The 16,621-nt window shown below is 63.7% G+C and carries 11 protein-coding genes; 4 read left to right on the top strand and 7 right to left on the bottom strand.

Annotated elements, in window-relative coordinates; translation table 11 throughout:
• The gene (locus Q0367_RS11510; protein ID WP_297635771.1) at window positions 1-897 is read left to right on the top strand and encodes a carbohydrate ABC transporter permease; all 897 of its coding nucleotides are present in this window, start codon (window positions 1-3) and stop codon (window positions 895-897) included.
• Between the two features lie 51 nt (window positions 898-948).
• On the opposite strand, the gene Q0367_RS11505 is transcribed toward Q0367_RS11510, so the two are convergent.
• The 7 genes from Q0367_RS11505 to Q0367_RS11475 all read right to left on the bottom strand — a co-directional run bounded on the left by Q0367_RS11505 (window position 949) and on the right by Q0367_RS11475 (window position 10,461).
• Window positions 949-1,530, bottom strand: coding sequence for a tetratricopeptide repeat protein (locus Q0367_RS11505; RefSeq protein ID WP_298982341.1), 582 nt, complete (start codon window positions 1,528-1,530; stop codon window positions 949-951).
• A 354-nt stretch (window positions 1,531-1,884) separates the two neighbouring features.
• Window positions 1,885-3,396 (bottom strand): FGGY-family carbohydrate kinase, encoded by a 1,512-nt coding sequence (locus Q0367_RS11500; protein ID WP_297635765.1) that lies wholly within the window; start codon window positions 3,394-3,396, stop codon window positions 1,885-1,887.
• Window positions 3,396-4,343 (bottom strand): substrate-binding domain-containing protein, encoded by a 948-nt coding sequence (locus tag Q0367_RS11495; RefSeq protein WP_297635751.1) that lies wholly within the window; start codon window positions 4,341-4,343, stop codon window positions 3,396-3,398. The genes Q0367_RS11500 and Q0367_RS11495 overlap by 1 nt, the downstream gene beginning before the upstream one ends.
• A gap of 180 nt (window positions 4,344-4,523) precedes the next feature.
• Complete coding sequence (locus Q0367_RS11490; protein WP_297635743.1) at window positions 4,524-5,498, bottom strand: ABC transporter permease; 975 nt, start codon at window positions 5,496-5,498, stop codon at window positions 4,524-4,526.
• A 180-nt stretch (window positions 5,499-5,678) separates the two neighbouring features.
• Entirely contained in the window at window positions 5,679-8,258 is a 2,580-nt protein-coding gene (locus Q0367_RS11485) for a DUF2079 domain-containing protein (RefSeq protein ID WP_297635729.1), read from the bottom strand.
• 6 nt (window positions 8,259-8,264) lie between these two features.
• The gene (locus Q0367_RS11480; RefSeq protein WP_298982338.1) at window positions 8,265-9,362 is read right to left on the bottom strand and encodes a DegT/DnrJ/EryC1/StrS aminotransferase family protein; all 1,098 of its coding nucleotides are present in this window, start codon (window positions 9,360-9,362) and stop codon (window positions 8,265-8,267) included.
• Window positions 9,363-9,468: 106 nt separating this feature from the next.
• Entirely contained in the window at window positions 9,469-10,461 is a 993-nt protein-coding gene (locus tag Q0367_RS11475; protein WP_297635723.1) for an NAD-dependent epimerase/dehydratase family protein, read from the bottom strand.
• A gap of 624 nt (window positions 10,462-11,085) precedes the next feature.
• Here Q0367_RS11475 and acnA point away from each other — a divergent pair.
• The 3 genes from acnA to Q0367_RS11460 all read left to right on the top strand — a co-directional run bounded on the left by acnA (window position 11,086) and on the right by Q0367_RS11460 (window position 16,602).
• Window positions 11,086-13,794 (top strand): aconitate hydratase AcnA, encoded by a 2,709-nt coding sequence (acnA, locus tag Q0367_RS11470; RefSeq protein WP_297635720.1) that lies wholly within the window; start codon window positions 11,086-11,088, stop codon window positions 13,792-13,794.
• Between the two features lie 3 nt (window positions 13,795-13,797).
• Window positions 13,798-15,585, top strand: coding sequence for a M3 family oligoendopeptidase (locus Q0367_RS11465; protein ID WP_297635717.1), 1,788 nt, complete (start codon window positions 13,798-13,800; stop codon window positions 15,583-15,585).
• 306 nt (window positions 15,586-15,891) lie between these two features.
• On the top strand, window positions 15,892-16,602 hold the full coding sequence (locus tag Q0367_RS11460; RefSeq protein WP_297635714.1) for a winged helix-turn-helix domain-containing protein: 711 nt from the start codon (window positions 15,892-15,894) through the stop codon (window positions 16,600-16,602).
• Window positions 16,603-16,621 lie beyond the last annotated feature (19 nt).

The raw sequence follows: 16,621 nt of genomic DNA, 5'->3' as shown, positions 1-16,621 counted from the left end.
ATGGAAACGGTCTCGACGGCTTCTGGGCGAGCTGCTGTGCGCGCACCGCGCTCGGTCCTCCAGCATAAAACCTTCCGCACAGTGATATATCATGGGGTTGTGGCCGGCTTGGGATATGTGATGCTTTATCCGATCCTGTGGCTCTTCGCCAGCTCGTTCAAGGGGCGCGCCGAGATTTGGACGAACGTCTCTTCGTTGATTCCCCAGCAGTTCACGCTGGAAAATTACATCAACGGCTGGAGGGGCTTCGGGGGCATTACGTTCACCACCTTCTATCTCAACTCGTTTTTCTACGCCGGCGTCGGTACCTTGTTGGCGGTGGCGGCCTCCGCCGTCGTTGCGTATGGTTTTGCGCGGATCAATTTCACCGGCCGTCGTTTCTGGTTCGCCTGTATGCTCTCGACGTTGATGCTGCCGGTGCAGGTGCAGATCATTCCTCAGTACATTGTCTTCAGCCAGTTGGGGTGGATCAACACCTTTTATCCGCTGCTCTTGCCGCGCTTTGGCGGGCAGGCGTTCTTCATTTTTATGATCATGCAATTCATCCGCGGCATCCCGCGCGACCTGGACGAGGCGGCGGAGATGGACGGCTGCGGCAAAGGCGGCGTCTTTTTCCGCATCATTTTGCCACAGATCACGCCGGCCCTGATCACAGCGGCGATCTTCTCGTTTTATTGGACGTGGGAGGATTTTCTGTCGCCGCTCATCTATCTGAATGCCCCCAGGCTTTACACCGTCTCGCTGGCGCTGCGCGCCTTCGCCGACCCTTCGGGCACGACGGACTGGGGCGCCATCTTCGCCATGTCCAGCCTGTCGCTGGTGCCGGTCTTCGTGATCTTTATCCTGTTCCAGCGCTTCCTGGTCGAAGGCATCAGCACGACGGGGTTGAAGGGGTAGGCGATGAAAGACGGAAGGCGACGCTGGAAAGCGAGGGATGGGCTGGCGGCCTCAAAAGCCCGATCGATACGCATTCTGGATCATCCGGTTGACGAAGACGCGTTCTAAAAAGGACGTTCGCAAGGCTTCGTCGTGAAGGCTGTTCGCCTCGGCTTGCAGGTAAGCGTGTGCTTCAGCCAGTAGCGAGTCGGCGTCGGCGGCGCGGTTCGCCTGAAGCGCCTGGCGACAGATCCAATAGACCTGCAGCGGATCTCGCAATTTCTGCACGATCGACGCATTCAGCGAAGGCAGCGTTTCTTCAATCAAAGCAAGCGCCTCGGCGAGCCGACTCTGTGCCAGATAAACGGCTGCCATCTCGCTTTTCACTGCAATGCTCGGGTGGAGGCGTCCATCGGCGCACGTCAGGTCTAGCGCCTGACGATAGGCAGCGAGCGCCGCCTCCGGCTGTTCTAAAACAGCCCAGGCGTTGCCGATTTCCAGTAAAATCGCTCCCTCGTAAAATTGGGCATTGGACGTGCGACTCAGATGCAGCGCCTCTTGATAATGAAGCAGAGCAGCAGCCGCATCGCCCATCTGCTGCTCTGCGGCGCCCAGCGTGCAGAGCGTTTCAATCACCCCAATTCGATTTGCCAACGCCGCCAATGCCGTCAATGTGTTTTTGCCGTTGATCAGCAGAAGTGGACAGGCATCTCAGCCGCCTACTCAGCAGACAATCCGGTGCAGAGAAGGCGATGGTCTGGCTGTTAACTTCAGTAAAACCCATGTCATGCCAACGGCAAACGGAGTCTCCGTGAGCGTCACAATTTCCTCGGCCAACACATCCCCCGGCGTCTATCTCGTCCCGATCGTGGGCGTCAGCGACAATTATGAAGCGGTGGTCGACATCCAGGTCACGGTGACGAACTAAGCGGATGTATCAAACACTGTGAGCTTTCCCGCCCGGGAAAGCTCACGGTTGGATGGAAAGAAGCGGCCAGACCGGCCCGTTCAGGTTCCTTGGTTGAGCGCCTGCGCCAGCGCCGCAAACGATTCACGCAGCGCCGGATAGAGGCCGGCGAAGACCGGATAAAGCCGATCGCACCTGCGCACATTCGCTGCGATGGGTGTATAGACCGTCTGCACAGGGAAGAACCCCTCGCCCGGCGTAAGAGTCTCATACCAGCCGAGCGCCCGCCCCGCCGCGATCGCCGCCCCGCGCGCCGGCGCATCGCCCGGCGCGGCTGCAATCTGCACCGGCTGCGCCAGTGCATCGGCCAGAATCTGCGCCCACACGGGCGACTTCCCGCCACCGCCCGCCAGCACCAACGCGCCGCGCTCGACCACGCCCAACGCCTCGCGCAGCGAGCGATAGGCGAACGCCGTCCCTTCCATGACCGCGCGCACCAGGTCCGCCTGCGTCGTCGCGGCGGAGACGCCCAGGAAGCCGGCGCGTGCATTCGGGTCGCTGAAAGGCGAACGCTCGCCGTTGAGGTAGGGCAGATAGAGCACGCCGCCGCTGCCGGGAGACGCCTGCGCAGCCAATCGATCGAGATGGGCGTAGTCGAGCGGCTCGCCCACAGGCGACGCCAGCGCGCGGCGCAGCCACTCCAGGTTGCCGCCGGCGGTCAACACCGGCGCCACCTGAATCCAGAGGCCCGGCTGCGGATGGCAGATGGTGAAGACGCCGCGTTCGGGCATGGGAATGGCGTCGCTGCGGCTGACGGCGATCCAGCCGCTGGTGCCGAGGTAGGCGTAGATGACGCCGGGCGCAGCCGCGCCGACGCCCACCGTCGTTGCGCCGAGATCGCCGACGCCCTGGAGCACCGGCGTTCCTGCAGGGAGACCGGTCATCTGCGCCGCGGCGGCGCTCACCACGCCGATCCGCGCGCCGGACGGATGCAAGGCCGGCAGCAGCCCTGCATCCAGCCCGATCTGCTCCAGCAAGCCAAGCGCCCAGTTGCGCGTGCGCCAGTCGAGCAGGCCGGTGGTGGCTGCAGTCGTTGGGTCGGCGGAGGCGACTCCACACAGGCGCCAGGCGATGTAGTCATGGCTGCCGAGCAAGATCGTGCGCGTCTTCGCCAGCCGTTGGGGTTCGTGCGTCGCCAGCCAGCGCCATTTGGCGAGCACGCTGGCAGCGCCCTGGGCGTTGCCCGTGACTGCGGTCAAAGTCTCTACGCCGACAAGGTGCTCGATGGCGGCGGCCTCCTCCTGGCCGCGGCTGTCTGCGTAAAGCAGCGCCGGGCCGAGCGCGTCGTCATCGCCGAGCGGGATCAAGTCCTGCATCTGACCGCTCAGGATGACGGCGGCGACCTGCACATCCTTGCCTGCGTTGCGCCACAGTTCGCCCAGCGCTGCGCAGACCGCCGCCCACCAATCCTGCGGGTTTTGTTCGACTACGCCGCCTGCGGCCGTATGCGTCGGATAGGAGGCGAAGGCGCTGACCAGGATGGCGCCGTCGCGACCGACCAGCGCCGCCTTGGCGCCGGTTGTGCCGACGTCAATGGCGAGGATGGCGTCCATTACTCCCTCGTCACCATCACGCCCGGAATCTGCACACTGTCGCTGGCGGGCTTTTCACCGTTGAAGTAGGCTTCGATAATGTCCGCCAGCTGTTTCGCCATGCCGTCGAAGTCCTGGGCGATGGAGGCGATGAAGGGGCCGCCCTTGGCGATCTCGGCGCGGGCGAAGTCGGTGCCGTCGATGCCGACGACCACGATGCCGCTGCGTTCGGCCGCCTCGATGGCCTGCGTGGCGCCCAGCGCCGGCTCGTCCCAACCGGCCCAAATGCCGGCGATGTCGCCGTCGTTGGGATAGGCGGTCAGCAGGTCTTGGGTGACGCTGCGCGCAAAGTCGACCGGTCCGGGCACCTCGATGTGCTTCTTTTCGATCACCGTGATCTCCGGATAGTTGGCGAATTCAGCGGCGGCGGCTTCGGCGCGTGCGCGCACGCCAGGATGTGGGTCATGCGTGAACATCACCACATTGCCTTTGCCGCCGATCGCCTCGGCCAGATAGCGCGCCGTCTCTCGGCCTAGCTGTCCATTGTCGGAGGTGATGTTGAGCACCACGCCGGGGCCGTTGCCTGCGTCCAGCCCGAAGACCGGGATGCCGGCCGCCTGCGCCGCCTCCAGCCCCTTGGTCATCTGCGCAGGGTCGCCCATGCCGAGCACGATGGCGTCCACCTTCTGCGTGACGGCGTCTTCGATGCGGCTGACCAGCAGGTTAAAGTCGGCGTTGGTGTCGGTGACGGTGACGTTCCACCCCTTGGCTTTGCCATACTTTTCGAACTGCTCGATGGCGTACTTGGTGGTGGCGTTGGCCATGTAGGGCGTCACCACGGCGACAGTCTTGGTCTGACCTGCTCCGCCTGCCTCGCCGGCAGGGGCGGTGGGCGCCACCGCCGTGCATGCGGCCAGGCTCAACACAAGGGCGACCAGCAACAAAGCGTGAATCAATCGGTGCTTCATGATGTAAACTCCTTCTGGTGTGAGAAATGAAATGGATGATAAATCCAGCACATAAGCGCAGAAACCCTCCCGCTCTCCTCCTCTCCCGCTCTCCTCCTCTCCCGCTCTCCTCCTCTCCCGCTCTCCTCCTCCCCCGCTCTCCTCCTCCCCCGCTCTCCTCCTCCCCCGCTCTCCTCCTCCCTACTCCCTCCTCGCCAGCCCCGACAGCAGCACCGCCAGCAGGATGATTGCGCCGGTCAGGACGAGCTGAATGTAGGAGTTGACCTGCAGGATGTTCAGTCCGTTGCTCATCACGCCCAGCAACAACACGCCGACGAAGGTGCCGGGGACGTGCGGCTCGCCCTCGCGAAACATCGTCATGCCGAGAAAGACGGCCGCAATCGAGTTGAGCATCAGCGGCTCTCCGGCGGTCGGATGCGCAGAAAAGAGCCGGCTGGTCAGCACGACGCCGGCCAGCGCTGCGCCCAGGCCGGAGATCACGAAGGCGGAGAGACGCAATGCGCGCACGTTCAGGCCGGCCAGATAGGAGGCCTGGGCGTTGCCGCCGACGGCGTAGAGGCGTCGCCCGAAGGTCGTCTGCTCCAGCACGAACCAAGTCGCCGCCAGCACGCCCAGCATGATCAACACCGAGTTGGGGATCGGGCCGGTGAAGCTCTGGCCGAAAAGCCTGAAACTCTCCGGGATGCCTGAAAAGAGCGTCGAGCCGTTGGTGTAAAAGAGCGAAAGGCCGCGAAAAGCCGTCATCGTCGCCAGCGTGGCCACAAAGGCGGAGAGGCCGAAATAGGCGACCAATAGCCCGTTGAGCAGCCCGGCCGCTGCGCCCACGGCCAGCGCGACCAGCACGGCCGGCCACAGGCCTACGCCTTGGATGAGCAGATCGGCTACGACGACGCCGCTGAGGCTTGCCAGCGCGCCGACGGAAAGGTCGAAGTCGCCGACCACCATCACCACCGTCATCGTCGTGGCGACGATGGCGAGGATGGCGACCTGCTCGGTGATGTTGCGCAGGTTGTTCGGGCTAAGAAAGACGCCTGGCCGCAACAGCGAGAAGATGACGATCATCGCCAGAAAGCCGATGAAGGTGCCGTAAGTGCGCAGCCAGCGATTGGCGTCCTGGCGCAGTTGCGTCCTGGAAAGTGAACTTTCTGTCTGCATAGCGCGCTTCTGGTTCAGAGACTCCTTTGGGTGCTGTTTCTGGTGATAGATAGTATAACGCTGACCGGTTCTTTGGCCAGTCCTTGACCGCATCTGCGGCGCGTTCTCTTTCAACCGGTCGCGGCTTTGATCGAGCGCTGTTTCTCTTTTCACGGCGTTGGGCGCACTTGCAACCTCCGCCTATTGTGCAGCGCAGCTCTGTGGAATCAGGGCGCACGTTTGGTCGGGCGGAGGCGGCGTCGTCATCCGCAGAGGGCCGATGATCAACGCGTCCTCGCCGTTTTCCACCGGAAGACGCACGCCGCTGCGCAGGTCATACACCCCCACTGCCAGCGACCATTCGCCCTCGGGCGGCAGATCGGCGGGAATTGTCATCTGCCGCCAGTCGTTGATGAAGCCGTCCGCAGCAGGCCAGAAGATCGGCGCGCCGTCGGCCTGCGTCACTATTTCCCCATTGCGCCGCAGATGTACAAAGGCGGAAAGTTGCTCGGGCCATGCGGGCGCTTCCCAGCGCATCCAGAGGTCGAGGTCGCCGCCTGGGTGCAGGCTGCGCTCGGGCACCCAGGCGCGCAGCGCCATCGAGTCGCCACTGGGTAAACGGAATTGCGCTTCTGCAGAGCGCAGCGCCCCGACGTCGGCTGCAGCTAGCGCCGCGCCCAAATCGGCCGCAGTGGAGAGATCGTCGGGCAGGCGAACCAGCTGACCCTTCTCCAGGCGACGGAAGATGGCGGCAGGCCGGCGGTCGGCGCCGGACGCTTCGACGAGCGTCGTGCGCGGCAGGAACAGCCCCAGCGTCGCCACGCGCACGCGATCGCCCGGGCGCCACTGCGAAGGCGGTCGCCAGACCAGCGCAGGCGGCGCAGCGCTCTCCAGCGTGGCGATTACGTCCTGCTGCGGCGTCTTGAGAAGAGCTGTTGGCGTCGTCAGCGTCGGGTCGTAGCCTGCGCCGACCACCCACTCGAAGATCACCTTTGTCTGCCGCCAGCGCGGCCAGTCTTCGACGGCGATGGAAAGCAGCCGGAGCGGCGTCTCCGGCGCCTCTTCATGACCGACGAGCGTGAAGGTGTAGAAGTCTTCGGGAATCTCTTTCTTCTCCACCCCCTCGGCGAGCAGAAGAAATCCGTCGGCGGCGTCCACCACGCCCCACTCACCGGCCAGCATGGCGTCGACGCGCGCTTTCAGATCGCCCGGCGCCATGTCGGTGTTGGTGGTCACGTCGAGCAGCGCCCATTGCGCCCGCTCCGTCGGCGGCGTAGGCGCATCGAGGCCGAGCGGAAACTGGTAGACGTAGCGGCGATGGCTCACATGCGGGTGGACGCCGGCGGTGGCGGTCACGCGGGCGTCGGCGGGAATCTGCGCCACGAAACGCTCCAGTAGGCGATGGTGCGCCGTGACCGGCGTCGGGTCATAGCGGCCGCCCAGCGGGCCGCGGCCATAGTGCAGATAGTTGCCCACCGACCAGGCCAGCACCCAGGCGACGAGGAGGAACGCAGCGATCGGCGTCAGCGCCGTGCGCGCGTTCTGCACCAGAGCCACGAGCGCCATGGTTCCCGCCCCGCGCGCGGGCAGATGCTGAAAGGCGGGCGAGTTGCGATCGAGTCGCTGCGTCGTCCAGCGCCACAGTCGACCCAGCCCATACGCCGCAGCGGCGCCCATGTAGGCCGCCAGCGGCGCGCTGTAGTGGAACTCGCCGTAGTATTGCGCAGGATAGGCGCTGAGCAAATTGGCGAGCAGCAGCGGCGCGGATAGCAGGATGATTTCCACGCCCAAAAGCGGCAGCCAGGCGAAGATGACCAGCAGCCCCACCAGATAGGCTGTGCGCGGCGGTTCGCCGGCGATCTGAAGCACGAGATCGGGGCGCGTCACCAGGCTTTTCAGGATATCGAGCGGCGAAGAGCCCAGAGCGCCGTAGCGCTGAAAATAGATGCTTTCTGCGGCGTCGTAGATGAGCACGGCGTGCATAGGCACGATGACAAAGGTGGCGATGAAAAACCAAACGAGGCTCACGCCCAGAACGAACGCGCCCGGGACCCATTGCTTGTGCGCCTTGCCTTCCCACCATGCGCGCCACATCGCCCATGCGCCCAGCCCGGCGGCGAGCAGCGCCATCTCTTCTTTCACGCCGGCCACGAGCAGCGCGGCGACCACAAATTGCCTCCAGCGCTGCGCGTCCACCGCCCAAAACGCCCAAAGCACGAGCGGTGCAGCCAGGGGTGCGGCGTGAAACTCGGTCAGCAGCGCAGACTGAAGCTGAGGCGCCAACAGATAGGCGACGCCCAACGCAAAGGCCAGCGGCCTTGCCTTCTGTTGCAGCGGCTCCAGCCGCCACACCTGAAGGCGCTCGCGCGGGGATAAGGCCGCTTCGCACCTGCGCAAGGCAAGCAGGTAGAGCGGCAGCGCGCCGCTCGCCGCCGCTGCAGCCTGCAACAGCAAAATCGCCCGCACATCGTTCCAAAACCAGTAGATCGGACTGATCAACGCCAGGATCGGCTCGACGTGATCGGTGAGGCGGGTGGCCTCGAAGCCGTTGTCGGTCTGCGCCAGCAGACGCCCGCGGCTGCTGTTCCAGATCGCCTGGTCGATCTGGCCCAGGTCCGAACGGTGGGTGCGCATGCCGGCGTGCATCTCCCAGGCCAGCTGCGTGAAAACGACGGTGTAGAGAAGGGCCAGCGCCATCAGCGCCCACAGATATGGATCGGTTGGAAGGTGGAGGCGTCGCCAGGGGCGCGCCGCAGCCTGCGGCGAAGACACGTCGCTCATCGGGCTTCAATCAAGCGCGGCGCACACCGCCTCGACCACCTGGCGAACCTGCATTTCGCTCAGCATCGGGTGCATCGGCAGCGAAAGCACCTCGCGCGCGGCGCGCTCGGTGACAGGCAGGGCGTGGGCGCACACCGCGCCGTTTTGATAGGCGGGTTGCAAGTGCACCGGCGCAGGGTAATGGATGGCTGCGCCGACGCCCTGGTCGGCGAGGCGGCTGCGCAGTCGCTCCCGCTCGGGATGCTGCACCACGTAGAGGTGGTAGACATGGCGGCAATCGGGGCGCTCCACCGGTTTTTGGAGCGCGTCAGGCAGCAGATCGTTGTAGAGCGCTGCAAGTCGACGCCGTCTCTCGTTGTCCTCGTCCAAATGGCGCAGCCGCACGCGCAGGATGGCCGCCTGCAGCTCGTCGAGGCGGCTGTTGACGCCTTCCATTTGGGAGATATAGCGAGCGTGTGGGGTCCATCCATACTCGCGCAATAAACGGACCTTCTCCAGCAGCTCCAGGTCATTCCCCGTGACGGCGCCGCCATCGCCCAACGCCCCCAGGTTTTTGGTCGGGTAAAAAGAGTAGCAGGCCAGATCGCCGAAGCTGCCCACCGGCCTACCCTTGTAATGCGCGCCGTGCGCCTGGGCGCAATCTTCGATGATGAAACATTCTTTGGCGACCGCGCAAATGGCGTCCATATCGGCAGGGTGGCCGTACAGATGCACCGGGATCACCGCGCGCGTGGCGGGCGTGATCGCCTCGGCCAGCGCAGTCGGCGACATCGTGTAGGTCTGCGGATCGATGTCGACCAGCACCGGCGTGGCGCCGGCCATGCGGATGGCGGCCACCGTCGCCACGGCCGTATGCGCCACCGTGACCACCTCATCGCCGGGGCCGACGCCGCAGGCGCGCAATGCAAGATGGAGCGCATCGGTGCCGGAGTTGACGCCCACGCACCCTGCTGCGCTGCAATAGGCGGCGAATTCCGCCTCGAAGGCCTGCACCTCGCGCCCCAGGATGTACCAGCCGCCGGCGAGCACGCGCTGCACCGCCTCGTCGATCTCCTTTTGGTGCGCAAGATAAAGCGCGCGCAGGTCGTTAAAAGGTATCTTCATGAGCCAAACCGTTATTCGTGTTGCGTGTTCCGTATCGGGCGCCGCCTAACGGCGCTTTACGATTCATTACAATCCACGCGCCACGCAACACGCAATATACACCCGCCTACACATAGTGCTCCCAATGCTCGGTGTAATACTCGATCATGCGCCGCAACCCTTCCTCGAGCGGGGTCGTTGGCGACCAGCCCAACGTCATCTGGATGCGCGCATAGCTGGAGTAGACGTCGCCGATGTCGATCTTTTTGCGCTCTTCGGGCCAGGGGACCAGCTCGACGCGGCCGCGACCGGCGAGTCGCACGAGCAGCTGCGCCAGCGCCAGCAGCGAAACGGGCGTCTGTCCGCCCAGGTTGAAGACCTGCCCGCAGGCGACGTCGCTGACGCCGACGCGCAGAAAAGCGTCCACCACGTCGTCGACGTAGGTGAGGTCGCGCAGCTGCTGGCCGTCGCCGTAGATCTGGATGGTCTTGCCTTCCACTGCCAGGCGCACGAACCAGCCGATGAAGCCCTGGCGGTTGTGTCGGATCAGTTGACGAGGACCGTAGGTGTTGGTCAAGCGCAGGGAAGTCGTGCGCAATCCATAGGCGGTGTGATAGACCATGTGAAACCACTCGCCCGCCATCTTGTTGACGCCGTTGACGTCGGTCGGCGCCTGGATGTGCTCCTCGTCCAGGGGGAGGTAGCGCGGCCTGCCGTACTGTTGCCGCGTGCCGGCGTAGACGATGCGAACCTCAGGATTTTCAAGGCGACAGGCTTCGAGGATGGACAATTGGCTGCGGGCGTTGATCTCCAGATCGGTGAACGGATCGAGCATCGAATCCATGTGGCTGACCTGGCCGGCCAGATTGAAAAGGATGTCCTGTCCTTTCACCAACGCGCGCATGGAGTAGGGATCGCGCACATCGGCGATGTTGACGCGCAGGCGATCCTCGTAGCCGGCGATGTTGAAGAGATTGCCGCCGTAGTCGGGAATCAGCGAATCGACGACCGTCACCTGTGCGCCCAGGTCCACCAGCCGCCGCGCCAGGTTGGAGCCGATAAAACCCAAGCCGCCGGTGATGAGCGTCTTTTTGCCTGCATAACGCTGAAGGTAGTCCATACAGGCCAGAGTATAGCATGGCCTGGGAGAATCTGCATCTTTGGTCGGGCGCTCCCTGCCGGATCCACCCAGAACGTGCGGTTCCCATTTCCCCCTCTCCCAGCATTGGGAGAGGGGGCAGGGGGTGAGGGCCTTCCTCGGCCTGCCGAGGATCTGCGGCTGCGAGCCGCAGCTACGGCGCTCTCTGCCCCCTCTCCCAGCATTGGGAGAGGGGGCAGGGGGTGAGGGCCGCATGGCAGCGCTTCGTCGGTTAGCCAAATTCTCGGGTCTGTCGAGGACGTGCGGCTGGGAGCCGCACCTACGAGCTTCACCGACGGCGCTCTCTTCCCCCCTCTCCCAGCGTTGGGAGAGGGGGGCGGGGGGTGAGGGCCCGCCTGCTGAGCGCTCTATTGGCTCGATCCGCTCCATCGATTGCGGGTTCAACCACGTAACATAATTTATATTGCATCTTTTCGCCTCCAATAGTTCGCTTTCGGCGGGGTGTGCTGGTATGATTCTGTGCTAATCAGGAAATTCATTGGGCGATGGCACATGGGGAGACGGCGTCACCTGAAAGCAACGCAGCGGAAACGCCAGGCGCCTTCGCCGTTTCACCTGGCCTGAATGCATAGAAAGGATCTCCTCATGGCTACACAAGACTATTTTGGCGTGAAAGATACTTTCGACACCGGCAGCGGCAAGGCGGTCCTCTATCGCCTCTCCGCCCTTGAAAAACATGGCTTCAATATCAGTCGTCTGCCGTTTTCGATTCGCATCTTGCTGGAAGCCGCCTTGCGCCAGGCCGACGGCTTTGAAGTGACGAGAGAGGCCATCGAAACGCTCGCCAACTGGGGGCCGGAGACCGCCGGCAAGGTGGAGATTCCCTTCAAGCCGGCGCGCGTGATTTTGCAAGACTTCACCGGCGTGCCGAGCGTGGTGGACCTGGCGGCGCTGCGCAGCGCCATGGCGCGCTTGGGCGGCGACCCGAAAAAGGTGAACCCTCTGGTTCCGGTCGACCTGGTGATCGACCACTCGGTGCAGGTCGATCAGTTCGGCACTGTGCTCGCCCTGCAGTACAACGCCGAAAAGGAATTTGAACGCAACCGCGAGCGCTATCAGTTTTTGAAGTGGGGGCAGCAGGCCTTTGACAACTTCCGCGTCGTGCCGCCCGCCACCGGCATCGTCCATCAGGTCAACCTGGAATATCTGGCCAGAGTCGTGCAGCTGCGCACCAACGGCGAAACTGTCGCCTTCCCCGATTCGCTGGTGGGCACCGACAGCCATACGACGATGATCAACGGCCTGGGTGTGCTGGGTTGGGGCGTCGGCGGCATCGAGGCCGAGGCGGTGATGCTCAACCAGCCGATCTACATGTTGCTGCCCGAGGTGGTCGGCTTCAAGCTGACCGGCGAGCTGCCGGAAGGCGCCACCGCCACCGACCTGGTGCTGCGCGTGACCGAGATGCTCCGCAAGAAGGGCGTGGTCGGTAAGTTCGTCGAATTTTACGGGCCGGGCGTCAGCAAATTGAGCCTGCCCGATCGCGCCACCATCGCCAACATGGCGCCCGAATACGGCGCCACCACCGGCTTCTTCCCGGTCGATGAAGAGACGCTTCGCTACCTGATCGGCACCGGCCGCGACGAGGAGCTGGTGGAGCTGGTCGAACGCTATTGCAAGGAGCAGGGCCTTTTCCACACGGCGGACGCGCCGGAGCCGGAATTCTCCGACACGCTCGAGCTGGACATGAGCACGGTGCGACCTTCATTGGCCGGACCCAAGCGACCGCAAGATCGCGTCGACCTGAGCGAGACCAAAAAGATGTGGAACGCCGCGCTGACTGCGCCGGTCGGCCCGCGCGGCTACGGCCTCTCGCCCGACAAGGTGGACGCGCGCGTCGAGGTGACCTACGCCGGCCGCAAGTTCGAGCTGAAGCACGGCGACGTCGTGATTGCCGCCATCACCTCCTGCACCAATACGAGCAATCCCAGCGTGATGGTGGGGGCCGGCCTGCTCGCCAAAAAGGCGGTCGAGTTGGGGCTGGACGTCAAGCCCTGGGTGAAGGCGAGCATGGCGCCCGGCTCCAAGGTGGTGACCCGCTATCTAGACGAGGCAGGGTTGACGCCTTATCTGGAGGCGCTCTACTTCCACACCGTCGGCTACGGCTGCACCACCTGCATCGGCAACAGCGGTCCGCTGCCCGAACCGATCAGCAAGGCCATCCGCGAAGGCGACCTGATCGCAGCTGCGGTGCTTTCCGGCAACCGCAACTTTGAAGGCCGCATCAGCCCAGACGTGCGCGCCAACTTCCTCGCCTCGCCGCCGTTGGTGGTCGCCTACGCCATCGCTGGCACTATCAACATCGACATGGAGACCGAACCGCTGGGCTACGATCCAAACGGCAAGCCGATCTATCTGCGCGACATCTGGCCTAGCCAGGAAGAGATTCAGCGCACCATCCGCCGCGCGTTGCGGCCGGAGATGTTCCGCGAGCAGTACGCCAACGTCTTCGACGGCAACGAGCAGTTCAACGCCATCGAGGCGCCGACCGGCGAGCTCTTCCCCTGGGACCCGAAGAGCACCTACATTAAAGAACCGCCCTTCTTCCAAAACATCACGCCGGAGCCGCCGCCGGTCAAGCCTATCCTCGGCGCGCGCGTGCTGGCGGTCATGCCCGACAGCACGACGACCGACCACATCAGCCCCGCCGGCTCGATCGCGCGCAACAGCCCCGCCGGTCGCTATCTGGAGGCGCTGGGCGTCCCGCGCGAGGAGTGGAACAGCTACGGCTCGCGTCGCGGCAACCACGAGGTGATGATGCGCGGCACCTTCGCCAACATTCGCATCAAAAATCAGATGCTCAACGGCGAAGAGGGCGGTTACACCTATTACATTCCCACCATGGAAAAAATGGCGATCTGGGACGCCGCCGAACGCTACATGCAGGACGGCACGCCGCTGTTGGTGTTGGCGGGCAAGGAGTACGGCACCGGCTCCAGCCGCGATTGGGCGGCGAAAGGCGTGTTGCTGCAAGGCGTGCGCGCCGTGATCGCAGAGAGCTTCGAGCGCATCCATCGCAGCAACCTGGTCGGCATGGGCGTGCTGCCGCTGCAATTCAAGCCCGGCGAAAGCGCCAAAAGCCTGGGCTTGACCGGCTTTGAAGTGTATGACATCCCCGACCTGAACGACGACATGCATCCAGGTCAGGAGTACACCGTGCGCGCCACGGCGCAGAACGGCGAGGTCAAAGAATTCACGGTCATCAGCCGCATCGACACGCCGGTGGAAGTCAACTACTACAAGCACGGCGGCATCCTGCATATGGTGTTGCGCAAACTGTTGAACGAGCAGAAATAAGCCATGACGATCACGAAAAACAAGTACGCGCTCTCCGCCTGGGATTTATCCGAGCTGTTGGCGGAGCCGTCGGAACAGGAAATCTCGGCGCGGATGGCGGAGGTCGAAGAGGAGGTGCGCGCGTTTGAGAAGCTGCGCGACCTTCTACAGGCCGAAAGCCTGACCGCCGACGACGTCACAGAGGCGCTGCGACGCTATGAGTCGATCCTGCGCAAGGCGTGGACGCTGGCCTACTACGCCATGCTCTGGTTCTCTGCGGACACGCAATCGACCCCCGCCATCACCTTGCAGAATCGCATGCAGCAGGCGCTCACCGACATTCAGAATCGCCTGCTCTTCTTTGAGCTCTGGTGGAAAGGGCTGGACGACGCGCGCGCTGCACACCTGACGCCCGACGCCGCCGTCGAGCCAGACTACGCCTTCTTCCTCCAAGACCTGCGGCGCACCCGCCCCTACACCCTCGACGAGAAGTCCGAGCAGATCATCAACCTGAAGGACGCCAACGGCATCACCGGGTTGATGACCGTCTACTCCATGTTGACCAACCGTCTGGAATTCACGCTCACGGTCGACGGCGAGGAGCGCAAGCTGACGCGCGACGCGCTGATGAGCTACGTCTACTCGCCCGACGCACAGATGCGCGCCGCGGCTTATCAGGAACTGTACCGGGTGTACGGGGACGAGTCGAAAGTCCTGGCGCAGATCTACAACAACCGCGTGCGCGATTGGTGGAACGAGCAGGTGCAACTGCGCGGCTACGCCTCTCCGATTGCGGTGCGCAACGTCGCCAACGACGTGCCGGACGCCGCGGTGGAGACGCTGTTGGAGGTCGTCGCCCGCAATGCGCCGGTTTTCCAGCGCTATTTTAAACTGAAGGCGAAGTGGCTGGGCATGGAAAAGCTGCGCCGCTACGACATCTATGCGCCGCTCACCGCTTCCGACCGCACCATCGAATACGGCGATGCCGTCGATCTGGTGCTCGACACCTTCCGGCGTTTCGATCCTGACGTAGCGGCGCTGGTGCAGCGCGTCTTCGATCAGAAGCACATCGACAGCGAGGTGCGCAAGGGCAAGCGCGGGGGCGCCTTCTGCGCCACGGTGCGGCCCGACGTGACGCCGTACGTGCTCTTGAACTACACCGGCAAGGTGCGCGACGTGGCCACGCTGGCGCACGAGCTGGGTCACGCCCTTCACAGCATGTTGGCCGCCAAGCATTCGATCCTGACCCACCATCCCTCGTTGCCTCTGGCGGAGACGGCGTCGGTCTTTGCAGAGATGTTGCTGACCGATCGTCTGCTGGCCGAGGAGCGCGATCCATTGGTGCGCCGCGACCTGCTGGCGTCGGCAGTGGACGACATGTACGCGACGGTGATGCGACAGACTTTCTTCGTGCTCTTCGAGAAGGCGGCGCACCAGGCGATTCTGGAGAACGCCTCCCAGGACCGTCTGAACGAGCTGTACATGGAGAACCTGCGCCATCAGTTCGGCGACAGCCTGGAGATTGCGCCGGAGTTCCAGCACGAGTGGGTGAGCATTCCCCACATTTACCATACGCCTTTCTACTGTTACGCCTACAGCTTTGGGCAGCTCCTGGTGCTGGCGCTTTATCGGCGCTATCAGCAGGAGGGCGACGCGTTCAAGCCGGGGTATCTCAAGCTCCTCGCCTACGGCGGCGCAGCGCGGCCAGAGCAGATGCTCCGCGAAGCTGGCGTCGACATCGCCGATCCTGACTTCTGGCAAGGAGGGTTCGACGTCATCGCCGGCATGATCGACGAGTTGGAAGCCATGTAGCGCAAGCGCATCCCTGTTTGCAAAAGGCGCCAACGGACATTGCGGGCCGCCCCGATCTGCGCTATACTGATCGGCGGCTCCCGCCGTGGCTTCCATCCGGAACCCGGAGTCAGGAACGATGCGTTATTATGCAGCGCCCTCTGAGAAAGATGCGCTCGCGAGAAGGCATTGGTCTTGAACAAACCGATTGCCGCAAGCGCCTGGTCACGCGTCGATGCATTAATAGATGTCCTGAGATGCAGCGCTTCTCCGCCGGTGGCGTCTGCGTCTCGCAACAGCGCAGAGTGCAACGGAAATAGAATCTTGATGGCGATGAATGAAAGCGTGCACGCGCTTTATCTGGCGCGTGGACGATTGGCCTTGTCTGAACAAAGAGATCTGCAAAACGCGCTCGATCAGGTGCGGGTCGGTCTGGCGCAGTCGGGCGCGCCCTTTTTGGTGTGGACGCTTGTCTCCAGTCAGAAGAAGGCGCTGCAGGCCGGTCGCCAGTCGCCCCCGACGATCGCCGTGGTGGAATTGGACGAAAGGGCGCAGCGAATGACTTTCTGCACTCAGCTGCTCCACCGCTGGCCCACCACGCGCTTGATTGCGGTCGCCAATGCCTCACTGGAAGAGGCGCCCGTGACCTTTGAAAAGGCGATTCCCTATCCGATGCGGCCGGAGGCGCTGCAGCGGGCGTTAAAAGAAGTGTGGATCCGGGCAAAGAACGGGGCGTTGGTGCAGGCGGGCGAGGTGACGCTTGACCTGCAGAATCGCATTGTCATGACCCCACGCGGACAACATCACATGACGCCCAAACAATGCGCGTTGTTGAACCTGCTCATGGCGCGGCGCAACGAAGTGGTTTCGCGCAGCGAAATCATGCAAGAAATCTGGCAGACCAACTTTCTCGGCGACACGCGCACCCTGGATGTGCACGTGCGCTGGCTGCGCGAATATATTGAAAGCGATCCATCCAGCCCCAAGCGCCTGATCACCGTGCGCGGCAAGGGCTATCGCTTTTGCGTGGACGATTGACTAACCGCCGGCGCCGGGC

It is taken from the genome of uncultured Caldilinea sp. (assembly GCF_937128415.1).
Lineage (GTDB): Bacteria > Chloroflexota > Anaerolineae > Caldilineales > Caldilineaceae > Caldilinea.
This window is presented reverse-complemented; position numbering and strand designations above follow the sequence as displayed.